Genomic DNA, 25,248 nt, shown 5'->3' on the forward strand with positions numbered 1-25,248 from the left:
TAACATTTTTTTTAAGATAAAATTAGTAACTATCTTTATAAGATATTCGTTTTATTTATTCTGTATGCAATCTCCCAAACATAGAATTACATTTAAAATTTTAACAGGTTACATTATTCTTGGAATTTTGGCAACTATTGCGGGTATTTTGGTTATTTCTGAAATAAAAACCTTTACACAGCTACAAAAACAAGATATTTCTGACGGAAGTAAAATTGTGAAAATAGGAAGTTTAATTGCTAGTATTTACGAAAATGAAAGCTTGTCTAGAGCTGCACTTCAGCTAAATTCAGCCAAAGAATTAAAAGAATATACTGTAGAAAACGAACAATTATTGTTAAAAATAGATTCGCTAAACTTTATTGTAGACAATCCTTTTCAAGAAAGTATTTTAGACAGTATTAAGCTGATTATAGATCAAAAATCAAAGAACATTATTGGTTTAAAAAGGTTAAAATTAAAAGACAATTCCGACAAATCTATACATACAGCAATAAACAAATTAAGTACCATAGATTCTTTGTTAGGAAAAATGTTTGTTGCTGATTTTTATAAAAAAACAAAGCCGTTAGACAAACAAAATTATTGGGATATAGAAGAATATATAAAGGTTTTAAAAGATATAAACCCTAAAAATTCTGATAGTAATATGACACAGCATCAGATTGATTCTTTATTAACCATTTCTAAAAGTAAACTAAGAGAAGCTCAAATAGAAATAGAATATCAGCGTAAAATTTTAGAAAGAAAAGAAAGAGAATTGGTAGAAAATGATGTAGTGGTTTCTAGAAAATTACGTGAGTTATTAAATGCTCTGGAAAAAGATATTATTCAGAATACAAAAACAAGTAATATCCAAAGAGAGAAATCTTTAAACAGAAGTAAAAATATTATTCTGTTCGCTGCCATTATCAGTTTTATTATTATTGTTATTTTCTCTTTTGTGTTTCTAAACGATTTTTGGAAAAGCGAACGCTATCGAAAAAAATTAGAAGAAGCTAATGAGACTAGTTCTTCACTTTTAAAAAGTAGAGAGCAAATAATCTCTATGGTGAGTCACGATTTAAGAACTCCTTTAAATACTATTACAGGATATGGCGAGTTGCTTCAAAAATCTAAAAACACAACAAAAGAAATTAATTATGTAGAGCATATTCAAAGTGCATCTACTTATATGGAACAATTGGTAAACGACCTTTTAGAATTTTCTAACCTAGAAAATAATAATATTTCTATTACTTCTGTTCCTTTTGATTTGGAAAAATTAATGCAGGAAATTGTTAAAAGTACAGAGAGTTTGGCACAAGACAAACCCATTACTTTTAAATTGATATTTGATGAAAATATTAAAAACTTGGTTATTGGAGATCCTTTTAGGATGAAACAAATTTTATACAATTTGGTTATAAATGCCTATAAATTTACAGACAAAGGAACCATTATACTTCAAAGTTTTTTAGACAAAAAGACTAAAACGTTACATCTTTCTGTAAAAGACACAGGAATAGGAATTGGCAAAGAACAACAAAAAAATATTTTTAAAGCCTTTACGCAAGGAGAAAATTCTAAAACGAACAAACAAAATGGTTTTGGTTTGGGACTGACTATTTCTAAAAAAATATCAGAATTATTAGGAGGGGATTTAACCTTAAATAGTGAATTAAATAACGGTAGTACATTTACATTGTCTGTACCTGTAACCATGTCTAATAAAGTGTTAAGTGATGATAAAACCATCAAACCGCAAATAAAATTTGAAATTAAAGTGGTTGTAGTAGAAGATGATGTTTCTATGAGACAACTTTTAAAAGAATTGTTAAAACAGTATGGAATTGAATCTTTTATTTTTGAAAACGCACAAGAAGCATTAACAGCAATCAAGAGTATTCCTTTTGATTTGGTTTTAACCGATATTCAGTTGCCCAAAATGAATGGAATCCATTTTATGGAAGTGCTTAAAAATGATAATTCTTACAAAAATCAGCCAATTATAGCCATGACAGGTAGAACAAATCTATCAGTTACAGACTATTTAGACAGTGGTTTTTCTGCGGTATTAACAAAACCTTTTAGCTCTGATAGATTAGAAACGGTATTGCAACAGTTTTTTAACGTAAGTACATTAGAGGTAAATGCTGAACCAAAACAAGAATTACTAAAAAGCCCAGAAGGTTTTAGTATTCAGACTTTAGGTTTGTTTTTAAATAATGATATTATTGTTATAAAAAACAATTTAAAGGTGTTTTTAGAAGACACCAAAACAAACAAAATGTTGCTAAATAAAGCACAAAAAGAACAAGATGTAGCTACTGTAAATTATGTGAGTCATAAAATGATTAGCATGTTTAAACAGTTAGAAGTAACCTCTGTTGTTCCCTTTTTAGAAATGTTTGAAACCACCAAAAAAATAGACATTCCTCTTTTTACAGCTTTTGAAAATGAACTTTCTAAATTTATAACATCTTTAGAAAACTATCTTAGTTAAGATCGTATAGTTTCATTTTATTGTACAATGTTTTTCGGGTAATGTTTAACAACTTTGCCGCTTGTGTTTTGTTATTGTCAGCCTCGTGTAAAGCACCTATAATCAATTCTTTTTCATTTTCTTTGGTAGAAAAACTCGTGGTAGTTGATTTTGGTTTGGGAGCTAAAAATAACTCGCTAGGCAATGCTGTTTTTTCAATAACGTTGCTAGGAGTAAGCAAGGTTGCTCTTTTAATTACATTAGAAAGTTCTCTTAAATTTCCTGGCCAATTGTAATTCTGAAAAATGGTTAAAACCTCTTTAGAAAAACCAATAATAGATTTGTTTAATTGTTGATTAGCTTTGTTTAAAAAGAAATCAGCATATAGAATTAAATCATCATTTCTGTCTTTTAAACTGGGCACTTTGATAGAAAATTCATTTAAACGATGGTATAAATCTTCTCTAAAACTTCCTTTGTCTACAGCATCTAATAAATCTTCGTTAGTAGCCGTTATTAGTCTTATATCTACTTGTATTTCGGTACTACTACCAATAGGTTTTACTCGTCTTTCTTGCAAAGCTCTAAGAAGTTGAATTTGATTTTCGTAACTTAAATTCCCTACTTCATCTAAAAAAAGAGTTCCACCATTGGCTGCTTCAAAATGTCCAATTTTGTCGTTTATTGCTCCAGTAAAAGACCCTTTTTTATGTCCAAAAAATTCACTAGATGCAATTTCTTTAGGAATTGCACCACAATCTACAGCCACAAAAGGTTGATTGTGCCTTAGGCTTTGTAAATGAATATTTTTAGCCACAACTTCTTTTCCTGTTCCACTTTCTCCGGTAATTAATACAGATATTTCTGTAGGAGCTACCAAATGAATGTATTCTGTTAAAGATTTTGAGGCAGCACTAATACCTGTTACAAAATTGTTGTTAGTTGTTTCCTTTTTTTCGGGTTTATTGGTAGTTGTAGATAATGGTTTCACATCTTTAACTTCTAAGGCATTGTTAATTACTTCTAAAACCTCATTTGGATTAAAGGGTTTAGAAATATAATCAAAAGCTCCTTGTTTCATAGCTCGTACGGCTGTAGAAACTTCTGCGTATCCTGTCATTAGTACTATGGGAGTAGTACTGTTTTTTTCCTTCATTTGTTTTAACAACTCAATACCATCACCATCGGGAAGACGTAAATCAGTAAAAATTAAGTCGTAATCATTCTTTTTTAAAAGCTGTGTAGCATTTAAAAGAGTATAACCTACATCCACTTTATATTGATGACGTTCCATAAAATTTTTTAACATTTTAGAAAAACTTACATCATCTTCTATTAGTAATATTTGCTTCATAAAATTGGGACTTAATAATTACAAAAATATCAAGTTATCTTGATATTTGGTTATAAATAAGAATATAAAAAAAGACGTTTAATTAAAAACGTCTTTTTAAAATAAATAGTAGGTGTTACGCTACATTTATGCTTGCTTATTTAACAGCACTTTCTTCTAGCCAGTTTCCGTCTTTGTCAATATAGACAGCACTTGATGCACCCTCTGCAGTAAGCTCTAATTTGTATTGTCCGTTAGCGTTTACATAAGCCTTGCTAATGGTAGCAGTAGAAAAGTCTTTTTCTACTGCGCTTGTTACTGCTGCAGGTAATTCGTCTAGAGAAACTTCTGTAAATCCATCGTTCATAATAATGTTGATAGAAGTGGCAGGAGTGACGTTGTTTGTCATTGCAAATGTTGACATTCCACTTGCTAAAATTGCGATTGATAAAATGATCTTTTTCATGATATATGGTTTTTAAAATTTATAATTATGTACAAGGTTGTTTACTTATTTAACAGCACTTTCTTCTAACCAGTTTCCGTTTTTGTCAATATAAACAGTGTTGGTAGCACTATCAGCTGTAAGCTCTAATTTGTACTGTCCGTTAGTGTTTGCATACGCTTTGCTAATGGTAGAGGTAGGGAAATCTTTTTCTACTGCGCTTGTTACTGCTGCAGGTAATTCATCTACAGAAACTTCTGTAAACTCATCATTCATAGTTATGGTAATAGAGGTTGCTGGAGTAATGTTGTTAGACATTGCATAAGTTGATACTCCACTTGCTAAAATTGCGATTGATAAAATGATCTTTTTCATGATATATGGTTTTTAAAATTTATAATTATGTACAAGGTTGTTTGCTTATTTAATAGCACTTTCTTCTAACCAGTTTCCGTCTTTGTCTGCATAAACAGTGTTTGATGCATTGTCTGCAGTAAGTTCTAGTTTGTATTGTCCGTTAGCGTTTACATAAGCTTTGCTAATGGTTGCCGTTGTAAAATATTTTTTAACAGCGTTGGTAACTGCTGCAGGTAATTCGTCTACAGAAATTTCTGTAAATTCTTGATTGGCTATAATGCTTACAGTTGTAACAGGAGTAACGTTGTTTGTTATTGCAAATGTTGACATTCCACTTGCTAAAATTGCTACTGATAAAATGAACTTTTTCATAAAATATTTTCTTTTAATGTTATTAATTATTTACAATTAGGATATAGAAAGAAATGTGCCAGCAAGCCACGTGTATATTTAATTAGTAGTTAAAAACCTGTATTTGAGGGGTTTGTGTTTTTTTAGGTTTGGGGACAGGTATAAAAAGCTGAGTAAAGTACGAGTAAACAGGGGAGGACTCCGTGTAAATATTATACAAAAACATGAGTTTTAAAAAAAGTAAAAGTAATTAGAGTTGATAAAAGAAATGTTACTCTAAGAAATTTAACGCATGTAGCAGACAAGTTACATAGAGAAGAGGATAGAATAACTTTATAAATACATTAGTATTTGAAATTATAAGATACTGAATAAAAAATAGCAGATTGAGTTAGGGCTCAATCCGCTATTTTTTATAGGTTGTAACTAGGCTTTGCCAAACAGGTTAAGTGTTGCTTATTAATTGTATATATTAATACATTTTATTTTTGTTGGCAGACTTTTTTGGTATTTGCTGAATAGCATCCCAATGTTCAATAATTTTTTCGTTCTCATCAAATCTAAAAAAATCCATAGTGACGTATTCATCGTTATCTGGCCATACCTGATGCGTATGTAATGCCACCAAATCATTTTCAGAGATTACTCGAACAAACTCAATAGATTTATTTGGATACTCAGTTTTCATTCGCTCAAAATATTCAATAAACCCTTCAATTCCATTTTGTACATCAGGGTTGTGTTGAATGTAGTCTGCTCCAACATACAATTTGGTAGCCTCTTTAGGATTTCCTTCATATGCCATTTTATAAAATTCTACAGCATTTTTTTTTAGGTTTTCATTCATAGTGTATGTTTTTCGATATATTAAAGCTGTTTTTTTTAGTCACTAAGCCATCCCGAAGCTTTGGGACAACAAGATTTGAGGACACTTTAAATATAGACAAAACATTTAGAAAAAACTAAACCCACATTAACTATAGCAGGTGTTGTGTAAAGGTTTTTTCAATTCAGTTTATGATTATTTTCAATAATTTTTAAAGTGAATTAATTTGTTTTAATTACCAAGCATAAATAACAAGCAATACTAGTGATGTTAAAAAAGAGATTAAACAAACTATAAAAGTCAATAAAATTATATAGAAATATGGTTTACCAGTCCTTACGATGTCTTTATCCAAATCCGATGGGTTTTGTTCTTCCGCCATCTTTTGAAGTTTCTTGCCAAGATTGTGGTAATCAATTGTTATTATGGAAATACAAATTACTCCTAAAAAAATGGAGAGTAGAAGAATACAAAGTAAATAACGGTAGATGGAAATGTTGTGATTATCTCTCTAGGATAAAGTTGAAAGAATCACAATTAATGAAACTCCTAAAAGAATAATATGATTTATAGTATTAGTGAGGAGTTTATTCGTAGCTTCAGTTTGAACTTCTATTCCGTTTTTAAGAAAAGTCTGTTTTTTTCTTTCAAGAAGATTTTTTTCAGTTTTTTCAAGAATAGTTTATTTATTTTCTTTTTCCATTTTTTAGGAATGAGTGAGAAATTACTACCAAGGTTGTTGTATAAGATTAGTTGAGTGTTTTAAGCACTAAATTTAGCAAATAAAACACAAATTTAAAGTCCGAGAGGACTTTCGTAAGTAGGCAAGAAGCCAGCAATAAATTATATACGGTGTTGGCAATAGTATTTTTCTATTCAATGATAAATTCCCCCTTCTCTTGAGCTGCAATAATTCCCCATTCAGTGATCATTTCAAGAATTGGTATTAAACCTTTTCCAAATTTTGTAAGAGCATATTCTACTTTTAAAGGAGGTTTTTTATAATACGCCTTTCTAGAAATTATACCATCGGCTTCTAATTGTTTTAATTGCATACTTAATGTACGTTCATTAAGCAGCGGAATTTCTTTTCGTAATTCGTTATACCGTTTTTTACTAGAAATTAGATGAAATAATATGACACCTTTCCATTTTCCTCCTATTAATTCCATTGCCGTACTTGTAGGACAGGAAAAAATTTTGTCATTCAATTTAATTTGGGGCTTTTTTAAGAATAATACTTCTCTATCCAATTCCCCATTTAATTTGTACAATGATTTATCGCTTTTATTTTCCATTTTTCTTAAATTATCCAGTAAATATATTAAAACTTTACTTTTTATAGTAGCTTAATTTTATTTAGTAATTATTTTTTTATTTAACTTACTGGTTTTTAGTTGTTAATTAATAGAAATATAGTGATTTTAGTACTGACCTTTTTGTCCGTTATTGCTTAGTTTTAACAATAGACTTAATTTTGTGCCTTTAAAAATAGTAACTTATGAAAGCAATAACAATAGCACAAGCAGGAGGTGTAGAAAACTTAATTTTAACTACCGTTGAAAAACCTATTTTAAAGGAAAACGAGGTATTGGTTAAAACAAAAGCGATTAGCATTAATCCTGTAGATTATAAAATAAGAAGTGTAGAACCAGGATTGAACATGATGTATGGAGAACAACGTCCAGTTATTTTAGGATGGGATATTTCTGGTACAGTATCGCAAATTGGTAATAAAGTAACAAAATTTAAAGTAGGAGATACCGTTTTTGGAATGGTTAATTTCCCTGGAAACGGAGCTGCATATGCAGAATATGTGGCTTCTCCAGAAGATCATTTAGCAAAAATGCCTAAAAACATTTCTTTTGAGGATGCTGCTGCGGCAACTTTAGCAGCTCTAACAGCTTTACAAGTTTTAGAAACAAGAATAAAAAAAGACGATCGTATTTTAATTCATGCTGGTTCTGGTGGTGTTGGTCATTTTTCCATTCAAATTGCTAAAGCTATGGGAGCTTATGTGATTACAACATCTTCCGCTAAAAACAAAGATTTAGTAATGGGATTTGGAGCAGATGAACATATAGATTACATAAAACAAAAATTTGAAGAAGTTGTGTCAGATTTAGATTTTGTTTTTGATATGTTTAACGGAGATATTCTATTAAAATCTATAGATGTAGTAAAATCAGGAGGTACCATTATGTCTTTACCAGCACCAGATTTTTCAGATGAAATTACAACATTAGCTAAAGAACGAAATGTTAATATCACCAATCTATTAGTGCAATCTAGTGCTAAAGACATGCATACTATAAGTAAAATGTTAGAAGAGGGTACACTTACATCTCATGTATCTGAAACTTTTTCTTTTGAAGATCTTAATAAAGCACATCAACACTTAGAAAGTGGAAGAACTGTGGGAAAAGTAATTGTTAAATTATAATAAAAAATAAAATGGACATCATAGACGCATTAAAAAACCGCTATTCAGTAAAAAAGTTTGACCCTTCAAAAACAATTTCAGAAGAAGATTTCGAAAAAGTAAAAACCCTTTTACGTTTTAGCCCATCAAGTACCAACTTACAACCTTGGCACTTTACAATAGCACATACAAAAGAAGGAAAAGAACGCATTGCAAAAGGAACAGAAGGTTTTTATCATTTTAATACACCTAAAGTAATGGATGCTTCTCATGTAATTGTGTTTTCTGCAAGATTAGATGCAGATGAAAACTATAGGACTAAGGTCTTAAACCAAGAAGACAAAGATGGTCGCTATGCAAAAGAAGAATTTAAAATAGGAGTAAAAGCGGGTAGAAAACTATTTGCAGACCTTCATAGATACGACCTTAAAGACTTACCACATTGGTTAGACAAACAAGTGTATTTAAATATGGGCGTTTTGCTACTTGGTGTTGCTGCTTTAGGTATTGATGCTGTGCCAATGGAAGGTGTAGATGTTAAAGCGTTAGATAAAGAATTTGGATTAAGAGAAAAAGGATACATGCCTTTAGCAGTAGTGTCTTTAGGTTATAAGGCTGAAGATGATTTTAATGCCAAAGTTCCTAAATCACGTTTGCCAGAAGAAGATATTATAACATTCGTATAATTAAGTTTATACATTCTAAAAGTTTAAAAAATGAAAAATATAGTTATTGCACTATGTAGTCTAGTGGCAGTTTTCGGCTGTACTAAAAAAGATGAAACCATTACGCAAATGGTGAAATTTACCGTAAAACCAGCATACGTACAAGAGTTTAGAAAAGCACAAGTTAACAGTTTAAATAACTCTTTAAAGGAAGAAGGGAATTTAGAAATGAAATTATACGGAGACGATAATAATCCAACTGTATTTTATGTGTTTTCTAAATGGAAAAATGAAGAAGTATACGAATTGCATAAAGGTTTGCCGCATAGTAAAGAATTAGCACCTTTATTTAAAAATGCGTTGCAAGGTGCACCAGATATTTTACGATTTAAAGATACAAAACCAGCTCATATAGATTCAAAACCTTTAATTTCTACAGGTAACGAGCAAGCAATCTTTATTTCTTTTAAGGTAAAAGAGGGCTATAGTGATCGTATTATAGCGCAATTTGAAAAACATACTACAAATTCTCGAAAAGAAGCAGGAAATGTATTTTTTGATTTCTATAAAGTAGTTGGACAAGAGAATGTATTTTACGCATATGAGAATTGGAAAAATTCGCCTGAAGTAATGGAGAATCATAGAGGGCAAGCTTATGTAAAAGAAACCATGACATTGTTAAAGGAAGCTGTTGATGGTAAATTAGAAGAAGGTATTGCAATGACAACGGAATATGATGAAAACACTTTGAATGAAAGCTATACGTTAGAAAAACTATGGGAAGTAGAAAATGTAGTTATGCCAGAATCTATGTTGTCTATTCCGAATCATGATTTTATTTATGTTTCTGTCATCAATACCTATCAAAAAGAAGGTTTTATCAGTAGATATACAAAAGAAGGAAAATTAGATACAGAAAAATGGGCAACCGGAATCAATATTCCAACAGGAATGGCTTTTTACAATGGAAACATTTACGTTGTAGATCAATCGCAAGTGCATGTTATAGATTTGGAAACTGGTAAAATGGTGAAAACAATTCCGTCTGAAGCAAAAACATTAAATGATATTACAATTGGTAAAGATGGTGTTGGTTATGTTTCAGATTTAGCAACAGGGCGTATTTTTAAATTGAAAGATGACAAATTAGCTCTTTGGTTACATTCAGGTCAATTTCCGGTACCTAATGGTGTTTTAATAGATGGAAATCATTTAGTTGTAGGAAGTATAGGAGCTGAAATGTCGCCTAATTTAACACCAGCACAATACGGTTCTTTATTTAAAATTAATTTAGTTGATAAATCTGTTGAAGTTATAAAACTAGCTGAAAAAATGGGTGCTTTAGACGGTGTTGTTAAATTTAAAAACGGAATTATAGCAAGTGACCCAATGCACGGAAAAATATTTTATGTAACCAATTATAAAAAAGAATTAATTTGTGATTTTGCAGGTAGTAATGCAGACATAGGGATTGATGCTGATGCTCAAATATTATATGTTCCTAGTTTATTTCACAACAAAATTGGAGCTTATAAAATAGTTAAAAAGTAAGATACTTATTTTTTTAAGACACCAATTGAGTTCATAATTAGTGTGAAATCAATTGGTGTCTTTGCTTTTAAAAGAATGAACGTTTCAAAACAGGAAACAACAATACAGCCTTATGTCAAATAAAAACCCACTAATTTTTAATAAAGAGATTACCAATAAAAACAAAGACCTTTTTTAGTAGATCAAGAAGAATATCCTTTTAAAAGTAATTGGTATGAGAAAGACGGTACTTCTATGCATTATATTGATGAAGGAAAAGGCATACCTATTGTATTAGCACACGGAAACCCAGAATGGTCATTTATATACAGAAATATTATAAAAGAGTTAGCTGGAGAAGCAAGGTTAATAGCTTATGATTTACCAGGTTTTGGATTTTCAGATACACCTAAAGATTTTGATTATACGCTACAAGAACATGCGAAATGGGTAAAATCTTTGGTGCTTGATCATTTAAAACTTGAAAAGTTTATTTTGGTGGTGCAAAATTGGGGAGGACCAACTGCATTGCATCTAGCTACAAACCATCCAAATTGTATTTTAGGAACCGTTATTTCTAATACTTGGGCATGGAAAACGAATGCTGAATCAGAAAAATTTTCTAATTTCTTTAAATCAGAAGAAGCGAAAAGACTTATTTATGAGGAAAATTATTTTGTAAGAACATTGCTTTTAAAAAGTATGAATAAAAAACCGGGTAATAATCAAACAATTATAGATGCTTACGAAATGGCGTTACCAACACCAGAATCTAGAAAAGGAACATTGATTTTTCCACAAAGTTTAAAAGTTTTTAACAAATGTTATTTATTGTCACTTCGAGTGTTTTCGTAATGCAATGGAGAAAAAGTATCGAGAAGTATTTTTAAAGTGAAACCACCTGTTCTCGATACTTATTTTGTTTCTGTTTTACTACAGCAAAAATAAACTCGAACTGACAGGAATTGTCTAATTTGTTATTGTCATTTCGAGTTCATTACGGAATGCAATGGAGTAATGAGTATCGAGAAGTAATTTATACTAGTAAGTCCCGTTCTCGATACCTCTTTTACTTTCGTTTTACTACAGCAAAAAAACTCGAACTGACAGAATAGTTTTTTTAAGTGTAATTGTCGCTTCGAGTGTTTTCGTAATGCAATGGAGAAAAAGTATCGAGAAGTATTTTTAAAGTGAAACCACCTGTTCTCGATACTTATTTTGTTTCTGTTTTACTACGGCAAAAGAAACTTGAACTGACAGGAATTGTCTAATTTGTTATTGTCATTTCGAGTTCATTACGGAATGCAATGGAGTCATGAGTATCGAGAAGTAATTTATACTAGTAAGTCCCGTTCTCGATATTTATTTTGTTTTCGTTTCACTACAGCAAAAAAACTGGAACTGACAAGATGTGTTTTGAATTAAGTATGCTCTTGGTAGTTTTAAACTACTTGCTTAAAAATAAAAAAACACCTATAAACTAAAATATAGTGTATAAGTGTTTTAAAAAGTCAGAATATTAAAAACTGATTATTTTACTAACGTTATTTGATATGTATAAGTTTCCTTTTTAGAAATTTTATGGTCTAATTTTACAAGCTGACTATTGTTTCCAAACCCTGCTAAAACTTTAAAGCTAGTGGTAGAAACTACTTTATTGCTGGCATCTACTACTTTTAAAAGTGCCTTGGTGTTTTTGTTGGCTTTGTAAGTGTAAGATATTTCTATCTTTTTTCTACTCATCACCTTTGGAGTTTCAGTCAACTGAATTTCCTCTTTATAAATAGGAGCGTAGTTACTTGTGTAATTTTTGTCTACAGGTACTAATTCATAAGAACGAATCCAATTGTAATAAGAGGTGTTAATTTTATCATTGTTTAGCTCTTCTATGGTAGGAATAGGCTGTACCCAGTTGTAAGTTTCTGTAACCATATTAATTTTCATAGATCTGTCAAAAGGTTTGTCTACCACTTCGGTACTAACTTTTACATCTCCCACAAAACGATTGTCTGCATAAAAAGAAACTTCGTTTGCATTTTTCCAATAAGCTCCATAGGTATGAAAATCTTGCCAAGATTCTGAACTTAATTTGGCATTGCTCTTTTGCCCATTTCCTTCAATTGCATTGTTTCCTGCCGAATAAAATTTTTCTCTACCACCGTTACAATCAACATATCTGTAGTGGGTGTTAAAGTTCATTTGTGTTCTAAATTTATTAGTTCTGTTAAAAGTACCACCAATACTTTCTACAATGTCTAGTTCTTGACTGTATTTGTCTTTAGCACAATTTTCTCCGTTACTTTTGTTGGTCACAAAATCTACAGGTTGTTTGCTGTTAGACATCCAAAAAGTGGTAGACATGTTTATTTTAGAAGCTTTAAAGTTTACTTCGTAATACCCAAAACTAGCGGTTTCTTTTTTACTTTGTACTGCACCACCTGCAATGGTATAACCATTTTTTTCTTGGGGTAACATTCCGTTTTTAATTTGCATGTTTCCGTTGTTTACAGATACAGTGCTAGGATCAAACATGGCTGGTTTTCTTCCTTTCCATCCGTGAAACGTATTGTTCCATTTGCTACGGTCTAATTCGGTTCCGTTAAATTCATCAGAATATTCTTGATTAATCACCCAACGATATCCTTTTTTAGGAGTAGGAGGGTCTGCAAATAAACTAGTAATGCTAAATAAAGAAAGTGTGATGCTTACAATTTTTTTCATTGTTGATGTTTGTTTTGATTTTTTTACTAAAATATAGATAAGACCATAGGTTTAGGAATACCGTTGTTTTAAAAAGTATTCCAAATGATTATTGATCTTATTATAAACACAAAAACCTCCTAAAATGTGAGTTTTAGGAGGTTTTTGTAAAGTAATAGAAAGTTAGAATTTAATCACTTCTTGCTTTTTGTTAGCAGGGGTAATGTAAAAACTATATTCATAAGTTCCTGGTGTAATTAAATACTCTTTGTGTGGTTCTGCAATAGCAGACCAAGTATTGTCTCCACCAACTCCCATTTGTTTTAAATCTACATTTACTGTAAACACATTACGGTCTTTTAATTCATAAGTATGCGTAGCTTTTTCTAAGTTTTCTAAACTATAAGGAGACACACTAAAGTTTAAAGGTTGTGCTCCAGAAATAAACACACCGTTTTTATCAGTATTGGTTAAGGTAAACCAACGAGTATCCATATGATTTCCATTTTCTTCAGGATATATATACTCGTAATTCATTTTATGTGCATCTGCTTTGTACAATCCTACAAAAGCCCCTGTTGCTCTATCTGCATAATTGGCTTGTGGCCCTTTACCATAGTAAGCTACGTTCTTGTATTTTTTAGAAATATCAAAAGACATTCCTATTCTTGGTACGTTAGGTGCATTTTTATTAATTACTACTTTGTAAGCTACTTTTACATAACCGTTTGCCAAAATAGTGTACGTTAAAGCTACTTCTGTTTTAGGATTTTTAATAATTCCGGCAACAGTAACAATTACTTTTCCTTTGTTAGCCTCATCAATTTTAATAGATGTTGCCTTCATGTTCTTACCAGCAGTCATCCAATCCAACTCATCTTGTTGTTTTTTAGCTTTTCTGTAGGCTTGGTCATTTTCGGTTTGTGCTCTCCAGAAATTTAAAGTCAAAGGAGTTTCAAAATAAGACGTTCCGTTTACAGTATAGTTGCTAATCAATCCTGTTTTTTTGTTGATGATTACCGTATTGTTTTTAGCTGTAATTTTAATTTGCTCATCATCTTGAGTGGTGTTGATCTCTTTTGATGAAACTTTTACTTCTTTTACAGATTTTGTTTCAACATCTAATTTAAATTGTTCAGTAAAAACAACATATCCTTTTTGTTCCCAAAGTGTATTTTCTTTTAAATGACCTTTAATATTGATAAAAAATTCATCACCAGCCTTTGCTTTAGGAGTTTTAAGATTGATGTTTATGTTATCCGTTTGGTTAGGTTGTGTTGTTAAACTTTCTAAAGAACCACGTTTGATAATTTTACCATTTTTAAGCAATTCCCAAGTTAAGTTGTATTTAGATAAACTTACTGCATGATGACGGTTTAGAATTTTAAACTCACCTTTTAACGCATTTACAGCAGTAATAACAACAGGCTGATTTACTTTTTTACATTCATAAATCTCTGGTTTTGGAGTTCTATCTGCAGCAATAATTCCATTGATACAAAAAGTACCATCATTAGGAATGTCTCCAAAATCGCCACCATAAGCTAAATACTCCGTTCCGTTTTTAGTTTTGGTTAAAATCCCTTGATCAATCCAATCCCAAATATAACCACCAATGGCTCTGTCGTTTTTGTAAATAACATCCCAGTATTCCTGCATGTTTCCTACAGAGTTCCCCATTGCATGCGCATATTCACACATAATAACAGCTCTGTTATCTATAGCAGCTGTATCATCTATCAAGCTTTGCAAAGCTGTTGGATTTGGATACATCCTACTAAGCATGTCTACCCATTTAGGATCTGTTGGGTTTCCTTTTCCAATGTTAAAGTATTTCTTTTTGTAGTCTGGGTGTGCAGGTTGTCCTTGTGCACCTTCGTAATGAATGTAACGAGTAGGATCAAATTCTTTAATCCAACTAGCCATAGCAGCGTGATTAGGTCCCATTCCAGATTCGTTTCCTAAAGACCACATCACAATACTTGCATGGTTTTTATCTCTTTTAACCATTCTAATAGCTCTTTCTAAGTAAGCAGATCCCCATTCGGCATCGTTACTTAATTGCCCTCTGGTTCCGTGAGATTCTAAATTTGCCTCGTCCATTACGTAAATTCCGTATTGGTCACACAATTCATAAAAATAAGGGTCGTTAGGGTAGTGCGATGTTCTTACTGCATTAAAGTTAAATTGCTTTAACAATTTAACATCAGCTTCCATGTCTGCTCTAGACAATGCTTTTCCGTTGGTCATGCTATGATCGTGTCTGTTAACACCAATCATTTTTACGGAGTTTCCGTTAACTAAAAATCTTCCTTTTTCGTCAATTTCTACTTCTCTAAAACCAACTTTTGTACTAGAATGTTGTGTTGCATTTCCTTGCTCATCTTTTACCGTTAAAAGTAAAGTATATAAATAAGGTTGATCTGCAGACCATTGTTTAGGTTGTTTTATTTCAGATTCTATCATTCCAAAATAAACGTTGTCTCTTTGCGGGTAAAATTCCCCAAAGTACTTTCCTAATTTCATGTTTTGAGTATCTACTGTATTTCCTTCAGCATCTACCAAAGTGGTTGTTAAGGTCCAATTGTCATAATTGGTTTTTAAAGGAGAAGTTCCAAAATGTCCTACTTTTTCAATGTATTTGTCTTTTACATTGGCTTCAAATATGGGTCTAATTTGTAACAATGCGTTTTTATAATCATTATCAAAATCTGTACGAACGGTAAAGTCAGACAATCTTACTTTAGGTACCGCTTGTAAATATACTTCACGTTCTATACCACTCAATCTCCAGTGATCTTGAGCTTCTAAGTAACTACCATCTGCCCAACGGTATACTTTTACAGCAATTTTATTAGTTCCTTTTTGCAGGTGTTTGGTAATGTTAAATTCTGATGGTAAACGAGTGTCTTCACTATACCCTACAAATTCACCATTTACCCAAACGTAAAAAGCAGAGGATACTCCACCAAAATGAAGAATTACATCTTTTTGTAACCAAGAATCATCAATGGTTACGTTTTTTACATAATGTCCAATAGGGTTGTCGTTGTGATTGATCTTAGGATAATCACTAAAAAATGGATAAGTAGAGTTGGTATAAATTGGAGTTCCGTAACCTCTCATTTCCCAGTTAGAAGGAACATCAATAGTTTTCCAGTTGCTTGTGTTAAAAGATGTTTTTTCAAAATCTTTAATTTCATCAGCAGGTTTTGGTACCCAATTAAATTGCCACGCTCCGTTTAAAGATTTGTACAGGCTAGAAGCTTCTCTTTTAGATTCTAGTGCTTGTTGCTCGTTATCATATACATAAAATGTGCTGCGAGCAGGTAATTTATTAATTTGATTTACGTGTGGGTTTTCCCAATCGTTTTGTTGTGCTTGGCTTGCAAAAGTACTTGCAAAAGCAAATAGTAATGTAAAAAATCTTTTCATTGATTTGATAATATAATTGTCAGGCTAAAATACTATATATATTGGCTCATAATTAAAACTGTTGATTAGATGTCTAGTTCAAATGTTTAATTGATGTCTTTAATTTTATCAAATTAAAAAATCCCTAAGTAATTACACTTAGGGATTGAGTATTTTAGAGAATAATACGATTATAAACTTTTATAAATTTCTGAAATATCTAAAGGATCGTTCATGTTTTTTTGCAACTCTAACAAGTCTTTAAATAGACTATTTACTTTTTCTTTATACTCAGCATTATTAGCTAAGTTGTTCATTTCTTCAGGATCTTTATTCATATCAAAAAGTAAAACCTTTTTAATATCTGGATACACCAATAGTTTGTAACCGTTTTTACGAATCATTCTTTGTACACTTAAATACGCTCCGTAAATTTCTTTGTAATTACTTTCTTTTTTGGTTCCTTCTGCAATGTCTAAAAAGCTGTTAAAATCTATATAAGCAGGCTTTTCTACATTGGCAATGTCTAAAGTTGTAGCCATTACATCTTGTAAATAAACATCGGTATCTACTTTTTTGTTTTTAGGAATATTAGGTCCTAAAATAACCATTGGAGGTCTAATACTATGATCAAATAAATTTTGTTTTCCAATTAAACCATGTCTACCCATAGCCAAACCATGATCTGCTGTAAAAATAATATAGGTGTTGTCTAGCTTTCCAGATTTTTTTAATGCTTCTAGAATTAATCCTATTTGAGCATCGGCATGTGTAATACTAGCATAGTATTCTTTAATATGAGTTTTTACAGCATATTCTGTTCTAGGAAAAGGAGCTAAGGCTTCGTCTCTTAGGTTATTTCCGTTCCCAATAGATTTTCTGTAAGGATATTCTGGTATAAAACTTTCTGGAACAGAAATATCGTTTACATTGTACATTTCTTGGTATTCTTTGGGAGCTTGTCTAGGATCGTGAGGGGCATTAAAAGCCAAATACATAAAGAATGGATTTTCTTTGGTTTTAGCAGTGTTAATAAACGCTATAGCATCATCTTTTACAACTTCACTCCAGTGTTTACCACCTTGCCAATAACCTCCAAATTTTGTGTCTGTTGGATCCCATGAATGATCATTTTCATCTTGTGGTCTATTGTATCCTACAGGCATTAAATCATCTGGGTTTGCTCCTTTTATTTTTGAAATAGAATCAAACTTAGCCACCATTTTAAAGTGATCCCAAGCATCTTTAGGCATTCCAGGACGTTCGTGTTGTACGTGGTTAAATACCTTTTTAGCAGGTGCATGTACGTGCCATTTTCCTGTCATATAGGTTTCATAACCGCCAGACTCTAATAATTTAGCCCATGTTTTTGTAACGTTGTTTTCTTTATTAATTTTTTGGGTAAAGTCTTTAGCGTTCCAAACAAATCTACCTGTATTCATCATAGCTCTAGAAGCTAAACAAACAGCACCACTCCAAGATCCCATGTTGTAGGCATGTGTTAAAGTAGTTCCATTGTGAACCAATTTGTCCATGTTTGGAGTAATAATTTCGTTATTACCTAAAGCGTGAATAGAGGAGTAAGTTTGATCGTCAGTAAAAATAAAAACGATATTAGGTTTTCCTTTCTGTTCTTGTGTTTTTTGAGTTTTAGCACCACAACTAGCTAGTGTAATACTAAGTGTGATGAAAAGAAATCTTTTAAGAAACATAATTTTTTATATAATTAATTGTACAAAAAAATAGAGCATCTTTTTCAATTTAGAATGATGCTCTAAGCATTTTTTTAATGTCCTCCGTTTGGATGACTATCGTTGGTGTATCTATAAACAGAAGGATTACCTGTTCCTCTTGCTTTTGTAATTTCAATTTTCCAAGCTGCTTTTAATTTGTTTAAAATAGCAGAGTGTTCCTTATTGTTGATTAAATTATGCAATTCGTTAGGGTCTTCTTTTAAGTTATACAGTTCTTCATAAACAGGTTGCTCTCCTTGTAAAGATGATTCTGCCAAATGTTTGTAGTATGCAATATCTGGATCGTGAACAGCGTATAACATTTTGTTTACAGGAATTCTCATCGCTTTGGCTGTTTTAATTTCTTGTGTAGCAGAGCGTGTTGTGTTTTTGTAATAACGAATGTATTTCCATTCTTTATCTTGTACGGCTTCACATTTAGGATTTCCAAAATGGGTAGACCATAAGTTTTCTGTATAAACAAAGTCTCTTACGTCTTTTTTACCACCTTTAATTAGGCTAGAAATATCTTTTCCTTGCATTTCTTTAGGAATTTCTATTCCTGCTATAGCTAACATAGTAGGAGCAATGTCTATCGTTTGCACCAAAGCATCACTTTGTATACCTCTAGCTTTTCTTTTTGCTTTAGGGTCTAATACAATAATAGGAACATGCGTTGTTTTTTCGTAACACAATGCTTTTCCTCCCAAACCTTGTTCTCCCATAAATAAACCGTGATCAGAAGTAAATATGATGATGGTTTCTTTGTCGATTTTTAAGTCTTTTAATTTCTTTCTTAAATTTCCAACCAAACGGTCAATTCCAGTCATTGCTTCTAACTGACGAATGTATCTTTCTTTAAAACCTTCAGGGGTGTCAGAATAATTATATCCGGCTTGTCTGTCTTCAGCTCTTAGTAAATCAGCAGGTAATTTAGGGGTTTTAATATCTTTTTTAGCAATATAGTTATCAGGTAACGGAATGTCTATATCTCTATATTTAGTTCTGTACAAAGCATCATCTGTAGGTTTCATTTTCATGGTACTTGTACTTGCACTATGTGGCAAGTTAAAGTTGATAGACAACATAAATGGCTTATTGGCAGGTCTGTCTTCTAAAAATTTAATAGCTCCTTTTAATTTGCGTGCATTAGGATCTAAAAAATCATCCACTCCTTCATTAATAATTTCTGGTTGTGTAAAAGCAATGGCATCGTTAAAAATTTTGTGTCTGTTTTTGGGATAAAAACCTAAATGTCCGTGTCCAGCATACCAATAGTCAAAACTTTTTTCCATAAGTCCACTTTCATAGCCTCCTTGTCCTACAGGAGCATGATTTTTACCAATCCAACCTGTGTGGTAACCAGCTTTGCGCATTACCATAGGGTAAGATTTTTCCCAGGCTTTGTCTGAGACAGAAGTACCAGAGTTAAAATTTACACCGTGTTTACGTTCGTATTGACCTAGTAAAATTGAAATTCTACTAGGAGTACAAATAGCACTAGATACGTGTGCGTTGGTAAACAAGACTCCTTCTTTGGCTAATTTGTCAATGTTGGGAGTTTCTACAATCTCATTTCCCGTACAATGTAATAAGTTGTAAGATTGATCATCTGTAAGAACAAAAACAATATTTGGACGTTCTTGAGCTTTTGCAGCTATAAAAAACAAACTACAACATACAGCAATTATTTTAAATGTATTTTTCATTTTTTGTTATTAATTATTTTATTCTTATTTATAAAACTAGGTTTTATTTTTTGCTACTAATTTTTAATTCATCGCTTTTTAAACCATTAGCTGTTGCGCTAATTGTTATTTTTCCTTCTTTTTTTGATGATTTTAGAATAGCCAAACACAGTCCGTTAAATGCTTTTCTGTTTGTTGCTTGAAAAGATGCCATAGAAGTTTGGTCTCCATTTCCAACAGCAGCTAAACTACCTTCTCCATCAACGTTAAAGGTGATTAAAGTATCTGCATTTGGACATAAATTTCCATCTTTGTCTTCAACTCTAACAGTAACATAAGCTAAATCTACTCCGTTAGCGTTTATATTTTCTCTATCAGTAACTAATTTAATATTAGTAGGTGTACCTGCTGTTTTTATTTCTTTGGATGTAATTGCTTTTCCGTTTTTGTAAGCCACTACTTTTAGGCTTCCTGGCTGATAAGGTACATTCCAACTTAATCGATATTTAGATTTGTACATTCCTTTTTTAAATCCATGATATTCTGATGGAATTTCTGTTAAGTCTTTCCCTTTAATTTTTTTACCGTAGGATTTTCCGTTCACAAATAGTTCAACCTCCTCGCAGTTTGTATAGGCTATTACGGGAATATTTTTTCCTTCTTGTCCTTCCCAATTCCAGTGAGGTAATACGTGTACCATAGGTTCTGTAGTCCACTGACTTTGGTATAAATAATACCTGTCTTTTGGAAAACCACATAAATCTACAGGAGCAAAATATGCTGATCTAGATGGCCAATCATCATTCCAATATCCGTTGGTAGAATTGTCTCGACCACCATAAGGAGTCGGTTCTCCTAAATAATCAAAGCCTGTCCAAATAAACTCCCCCAATGCACGAGGCTCTTTTTCTAAAGCATCAAATTCAATGTCTGGTGCATAAGCCCATGGTGGACCTACAATTACATCGTAACTAGAAACGTGATTGGTTTCGTGTTTTTCATCGTAATCAATAGGTAGGTGGTAAACACCACGACTACTAGTCATAGATGATGTTTCAGAACCATATACAATCATATCTGGATGATCTCTTAAAATATTACTGTATTCTTCTGGCCAATAATTCATACCTACCACATCTACATAATTTGCCAAATTGTTTTTAAAAGGTGCAGGAAAGTAATTAAACCCAACAGTTGTTGGTCTTGTAGGGTCTTCATCGTGACAAATATCGTTTAGTTCTTTGGTAATTTTCCATCCGTCTTTTTTAGATTGTTCTAAAATTTCGTTACCAATACTCCACATAATTACAGAGGGGTGATTTCGATCTCTTTTGATCATATCACGCAAATCTTTTTCATGCCATTTGTCAAAATATAAATGATACCCATTTTCTACTTTTCCTAGTTTCCACTCATCAAAAGCTTCTACAATTACTACAATTCCTAATTCATCACAGACTTTTAAAATTTCTGGAGATGGAGGGTTATGGCTAGTTCTAAGGGCATTTACTCCCATAGACTTCATAATTTGCAATTGTCTTTGTTTGGCTCTATAATTAATAGCTGCTCCTAAAGGCCCTTGATCGTGGTGTAAACAAACTCCTTGAAATTTGATATTTTTACCGTTTAAAGTAAAACCATCTTCTTTTGTAACACGAATAGTACGTATTCCAAAAGTAGTTTCATATTCATCTACAATAATTCCATCAATACTTATTTTATTAACAGCTGTATATAAATTAGGTGTTTTTAAATCCCATAACTCAGGGTTTTCTACCGTAGCTATTGTCTTAGATTTGTGTGATGTTTTTTTGTTAATGGTAATTAACTTTTCTGATGTACTAACAACAGTTCCACTAGAGTTTAGAATAGAGGTTTCTAATAAAATAGAAGCTGGCTTGTTTTGACTGTTTAAGATTTTAGTTTCAATATGTACCTCTGCTTTTTGTTTTGTAACAACTGGAGTAGTTATATAGGTTCCCCATTGCGGAACGTGTGTAGGTTCGTTAATTTTTAAGCGAACATTTCTATAAATTCCAGCTCCAGGATACCATCTTGCAGACAGGTCTTTAGGAGACAATTGTACAGATAAAACATTGTCTTGACCAAATTTTAAAAAAGGAGTTAAATTAAATTCAAAACCAATATATCCGTAAGGTCTTTCCCCTATATAATTTCCATTTAACCAAACTTTGGCATTGTTCATCGCTCCATCAAATTCAACAGAGACTATTTTGTGTTTGTACTGCTCGTCTATGGTAAAGTGTTTTCTGTACCAAGCAGTACCTGTTACAGGCAATCCACCTGTTCTTGCATTATGTTCATTACTAAAAGAACCTTCAATAGCCCAATCGTGGGGTAAATCTAATTTTCTCCAAGTATCATCATTTAAAATAGCTGTTTCACCATTGATACTATCTTTTAAAAACAACCAATTGCTATTAAAATTGAGATCTTTTATAGATACGTTTTCTTCTTTGGAACAAGAAGGGATTAAAAGTGTTATTAAAACTGATAAAACGGCTATTTGAATGATTCTAAACATATATTTTATTTAAATAGTTATAGTTTTTCTATGTATACATAGTAAGCTACGTTTGGTTCTCCGTCTTGATTCACAAAATTAGCGTTAAAGTTAGTTCTCCCTTTGTCTAATTTTAAAGTAAAGTCTACCGATAGAGCATTGTCTTTAACAGGGGCTGTAAGCGAGTTGTTATTTCCAAACTGAATGGTTGCTTTTTTATAATTTAAATTTTTACCAGCAGGAATGTCATTTTCTAATCCTGGTACTTCTTTTTGAGTGATAGCAGGTGTTTCGTCATTAATTTTTAATCCAGACTCTATAGGGTATCTTCTTAAAGAAACTTTGTATTCTGCATCTTCTGTAATATCCACACTCCAATGACCAACACCTCTTTCTCCTAATCTAACATAAACTTGATTCCAAGGATATTTACCTTCTGTAACATGAATATCATGAGCGGTTAATGTAATAGGGTTTTCTTGAGAAAGCCCAACTTTAATATAAACTTCTTCATTAAATTTTACAGAAACTCTTTCCCACCATTGGTTATAAAAAGTTTTCATTTTTTCTAATTGCTCAGGAAACTGTTTTGCTACATTGTTGTTTTGTCCTTTATCACTTTCTACATTAAACAATTGTTTTCCGTTTACCAATCTCCATTTTCCTTGCATTACAGATGAGCTTTTCCATTTTTTTGGATGTTGGATTCTTTGAGAATCTGTGACTAACATTCTGTCCCATTTTGTTTCTGGCTTTTTAATTAAAGGCACTAAGCTTTTTCCAGCTAATGGTAAGTGATCTTTAGGAAGACTAATTCCACACAATTCAGCCAAGGTTGGCATAATGTCTAAGTTTGCCGTCATTTCGTTAATATCTGTTCCTCCAGTAATTTTTCCATCTTTCCAATAAATAAAGAAAGGAACTCTGTGTCCACCCTCAAATTCACTTCCTTTGTGACCTTTCATTCCAGCATTGTATCCTAATTCTTTTCCTTTTTTAGAGACATGTCCTGCTGCAGTTCCGTTGTCAGTCATGTAAATTAGAATGGTATTGTCTGCAATTTTTAATTTTTTTAATGTTTCACGTAGCTTACCAAAGTTGTCATCCATGTTGGTAATCATTCCGTAAAATCTTTTTTGTTTGTCTGTTAATGTATTTTCGTCAATATCTTTGTACATGTTATAATATTCTACAGGAACGTTGTATGGTCCATGTGGAGCATTAGTTGCAATGTAACAAAAGAAAGGTTTGTTTTTATTTTCTGTAATAAAACGAGTAGCCTCGTTAAAGAAAACATCAGTACAGTAACCTTCATATTTTTGAGGTTTTCCGTTGTGAAAATAAGTATCATTAAAATAAGTGTTTCCCCAATAATCTGGAGTTTGGTATACACCACCACCACCATGCATTACAGTTTCTTGAAACCCTCTATTTTCAGGTTTAAAATCATGATTATCTCCTAAGTGCCATTTTCCAAACCCTCCCGTAGCATATCCGTTTTCTGTAAACATATCTGCCATGGTTTTTTCATTTTCTCTTAATAAAGACCATCCACCTACAGTATGCCAAACACCTACTTCATTTGCGTATCTACCAGTCATTAATCCAGAACGAGTAGGAGCACAAGTAGGCCCTACATGAAAGTCAGTAAATCGATAACTTTCGTTGTGAAAAGTATCAATATTGGGGGTTTTAATAACTTTGTTTCCTAAAGCACCTACATCTCCATAACCTTGATCGTCTGTTAATACCAAAATGACATTTGGTTTTTTACTTTCTGTCTTAGTATTACTTTTTGCACAGCTAACAAAAGCAAGACTTACAATAGCAATGTATTTAATGAAATTCATATTTTGTTAAATTAATTCAATGTTATATTTAGTGTAAATATCATCATAATTCTACGATTGTTTAAGTACAAATGATTTTAAGCTTAAAACATATGATTTCTAATAAAATTTAATAAATATAGATGTCTTATAATTAGTGTTTTAGTTTTAGTAGAAACAGATGCTTTTTTATTTTTTTGTTGATAAATAATTCAGTATTTTTAAGTATACATATGTTAATTATGAATTTAGTTTTAGCAAGTTCAGGAACTGTACATGGGTCAGCGTATTTAGAATATCTATTGCCAACCATTGATAAGTTATATAAAGATGTAGAAGAGGTGTTGTTTATCCCTTTTGCTCAGCCGGGTGGAATTTCATTAGATGATTATACCGACAAAGTGCAGTTAGCGTTTAATTCTTTAGGGATTGAGGTGAAAGGACTCCACGAGTTTGACGATTATAGATTGGCTATAAAAAATGCAAAAGGAATTTATGTAGGAGGGGGGAATACCTTTTTATTAGTTTCTAAATTGTATTGTTCTGGTTTGTGGGAAGTTTTAAAAGATGCTATTAAAAGAGGAATTCCTTATTTAGGAACAAGTGCAGGAACAAATATAGTAGGTCGTAGTATGCAAACAACTAATGATATGCCTATTGTATTACCACCAAGCTATACTACTATGGGGGTTTTACCTTTTAACTTTAATGTACATTATTTAGAGCCTAGTAAAAAGTCTAAACACAAAGGGGAGACTAGAGCGGAAAGAATTAAAGAGTTTCAGTGTATAGAGCACACAAAAGTTTTGGGATTAAAAGAGGGAAGTTGGTTAAGGATAAAAGGAGACGACATATTTTTAAGAGGTGGTAAAAAAGCCTTTTGGTTTGAAAAAGGAAATGTAGTACAGTTGGAGCCTAATGCTAATTTAGGACAACAAAAAAGCTGAGCAATTTTGCTCAGCTTTTT

General features: G+C 31.8%; 19 protein-coding genes. 7 read left to right on the plus strand and 12 right to left on the minus strand.

The window, feature by feature from the left end; all coding sequences use genetic code 11:
* Positions 1–64: 64 nt before the first annotated feature.
* Positions 65–2,485 carry an ATP-binding protein gene (locus FHR24_RS09635; protein WP_167187575.1) on the plus strand — a complete coding sequence of 807 codons (2,421 nt, stop codon included), beginning with the start codon at positions 65–67 and terminating at the stop codon, positions 2,483–2,485.
* Here the strand turns inward: FHR24_RS09635 and FHR24_RS09640 are convergent.
* The 5 genes from FHR24_RS09640 to FHR24_RS09660 form a co-directional block, all read right to left on the minus strand.
* On the minus strand, positions 2,478–3,818 hold the full coding sequence (locus FHR24_RS09640) for a sigma-54-dependent transcriptional regulator (RefSeq protein ID WP_167187578.1): 1,341 nt from the start codon (positions 3,816–3,818) through the stop codon (positions 2,478–2,480). The genes FHR24_RS09635 and FHR24_RS09640 overlap by 8 nt on opposite strands.
* Before the next feature lie 136 nt (positions 3,819–3,954).
* On the minus strand, positions 3,955–4,263 hold the full coding sequence (locus FHR24_RS09645) for a hypothetical protein (RefSeq protein ID WP_167187581.1): 309 nt from the start codon (positions 4,261–4,263) through the stop codon (positions 3,955–3,957).
* A gap of 45 nt (positions 4,264–4,308) precedes the next feature.
* Positions 4,309–4,617: a hypothetical protein gene (locus FHR24_RS09650; RefSeq protein WP_167187584.1), complete on the minus strand. Its 309-nt coding sequence runs from the start codon at positions 4,615–4,617 to the stop codon at positions 4,309–4,311.
* 45 nt (positions 4,618–4,662) lie between these two features.
* A complete protein-coding gene (locus tag FHR24_RS09655) occupies positions 4,663–4,971 on the minus strand; it encodes a hypothetical protein (protein ID WP_167187587.1) in 309 nt (102 codons plus the stop codon).
* Positions 4,972–5,422: 451 nt separating this feature from the next.
* Positions 5,423–5,797, minus strand: a complete 375-nt coding sequence (locus tag FHR24_RS09660; RefSeq protein ID WP_167187590.1) for a nuclear transport factor 2 family protein — start codon at positions 5,795–5,797, stop codon at positions 5,423–5,425.
* 339 nt (positions 5,798–6,136) lie between these two features.
* Here FHR24_RS09660 and FHR24_RS09665 point away from each other — a divergent pair, with 339 nt between their 5' ends.
* Complete coding sequence (locus tag FHR24_RS09665; protein WP_167187594.1) at positions 6,137–6,337, plus strand: hypothetical protein; 201 nt, start codon at positions 6,137–6,139, stop codon at positions 6,335–6,337.
* A gap of 311 nt (positions 6,338–6,648) precedes the next feature.
* Here FHR24_RS09665 and FHR24_RS09670 read toward each other — a convergent pair whose 3' ends face one another.
* On the minus strand, positions 6,649–6,948 hold the full coding sequence (locus FHR24_RS09670) for a winged helix-turn-helix transcriptional regulator (protein WP_243846542.1): 300 nt from the start codon (positions 6,946–6,948) through the stop codon (positions 6,649–6,651).
* Positions 6,949–7,277: 329 nt separating this feature from the next.
* On the opposite strand from FHR24_RS09670, the gene FHR24_RS09675 reads away from it, so the two are divergent.
* The 4 genes from FHR24_RS09675 (at position 7,278) to FHR24_RS09690 (ending at position 11,248) form a co-directional block, all read left to right on the plus strand.
* Complete coding sequence (locus tag FHR24_RS09675; RefSeq protein ID WP_167187600.1) at positions 7,278–8,219, plus strand: NADP-dependent oxidoreductase; 942 nt, start codon at positions 7,278–7,280, stop codon at positions 8,217–8,219.
* A gap of 11 nt (positions 8,220–8,230) precedes the next feature.
* The gene (nfsB, locus tag FHR24_RS09680) at positions 8,231–8,884 is read left to right on the plus strand and encodes an oxygen-insensitive NAD(P)H nitroreductase (protein ID WP_167187603.1); all 654 of its coding nucleotides are present in this window, start codon (positions 8,231–8,233) and stop codon (positions 8,882–8,884) included.
* 30 nt (positions 8,885–8,914) lie between these two features.
* Positions 8,915–10,414, plus strand: a complete 1,500-nt coding sequence (locus FHR24_RS09685; protein ID WP_167187605.1) for an antibiotic biosynthesis monooxygenase — start codon at positions 8,915–8,917, stop codon at positions 10,412–10,414.
* 234 nt (positions 10,415–10,648) lie between these two features.
* A complete protein-coding gene (locus FHR24_RS09690; RefSeq protein WP_167187608.1) occupies positions 10,649–11,248 on the plus strand; it encodes an alpha/beta fold hydrolase in 600 nt (199 codons plus the stop codon).
* 675 nt (positions 11,249–11,923) lie between these two features.
* Here FHR24_RS09690 and FHR24_RS09695 read toward each other — a convergent pair.
* The 6 genes from FHR24_RS09695 to FHR24_RS09720 form a co-directional block, all read right to left on the minus strand.
* On the minus strand, positions 11,924–13,114 hold the full coding sequence (locus tag FHR24_RS09695; RefSeq protein WP_167187611.1) for a family 16 glycosylhydrolase: 1,191 nt from the start codon (positions 13,112–13,114) through the stop codon (positions 11,924–11,926).
* 162 nt (positions 13,115–13,276) lie between these two features.
* A complete protein-coding gene (locus FHR24_RS09700; RefSeq protein ID WP_167187614.1) occupies positions 13,277–16,528 on the minus strand; it encodes a glycoside hydrolase family 2 TIM barrel-domain containing protein in 3,252 nt (1,083 codons plus the stop codon).
* Positions 16,529–16,698: 170 nt separating this feature from the next.
* Positions 16,699–18,219 carry a sulfatase-like hydrolase/transferase gene (locus tag FHR24_RS09705; protein ID WP_167187617.1) on the minus strand — a complete coding sequence of 507 codons (1,521 nt, stop codon included), beginning with the start codon at positions 18,217–18,219 and terminating at the stop codon, positions 16,699–16,701.
* A 74-nt stretch (positions 18,220–18,293) separates the two neighbouring features.
* Positions 18,294–19,949: a sulfatase-like hydrolase/transferase gene (locus FHR24_RS09710; RefSeq protein ID WP_167187620.1), complete on the minus strand. Its 1,656-nt coding sequence runs from the start codon at positions 19,947–19,949 to the stop codon at positions 18,294–18,296.
* A 43-nt stretch (positions 19,950–19,992) separates the two neighbouring features.
* Complete coding sequence (gene galB / locus FHR24_RS09715) at positions 19,993–22,473, minus strand: beta-galactosidase GalB (protein WP_167187622.1); 2,481 nt, start codon at positions 22,471–22,473, stop codon at positions 19,993–19,995.
* 17 nt (positions 22,474–22,490) lie between these two features.
* A complete protein-coding gene (locus tag FHR24_RS09720) occupies positions 22,491–24,302 on the minus strand; it encodes an arylsulfatase (RefSeq protein WP_167187625.1) in 1,812 nt (603 codons plus the stop codon).
* Between the two features lie 221 nt (positions 24,303–24,523).
* Between FHR24_RS09720 and pepE the strand changes: the two genes are divergently transcribed.
* Positions 24,524–25,228, plus strand: a complete 705-nt coding sequence (pepE, locus tag FHR24_RS09725) for a dipeptidase PepE (RefSeq protein ID WP_243846539.1) — start codon at positions 24,524–24,526, stop codon at positions 25,226–25,228.
* The last annotated feature ends 20 nt before the right edge of the window (positions 25,229–25,248 follow it).

The organism is Wenyingzhuangia heitensis (genome assembly GCF_011762155.1).
Lineage (GTDB): Bacteria > Bacteroidota > Bacteroidia > Flavobacteriales > Flavobacteriaceae > Wenyingzhuangia > Wenyingzhuangia heitensis.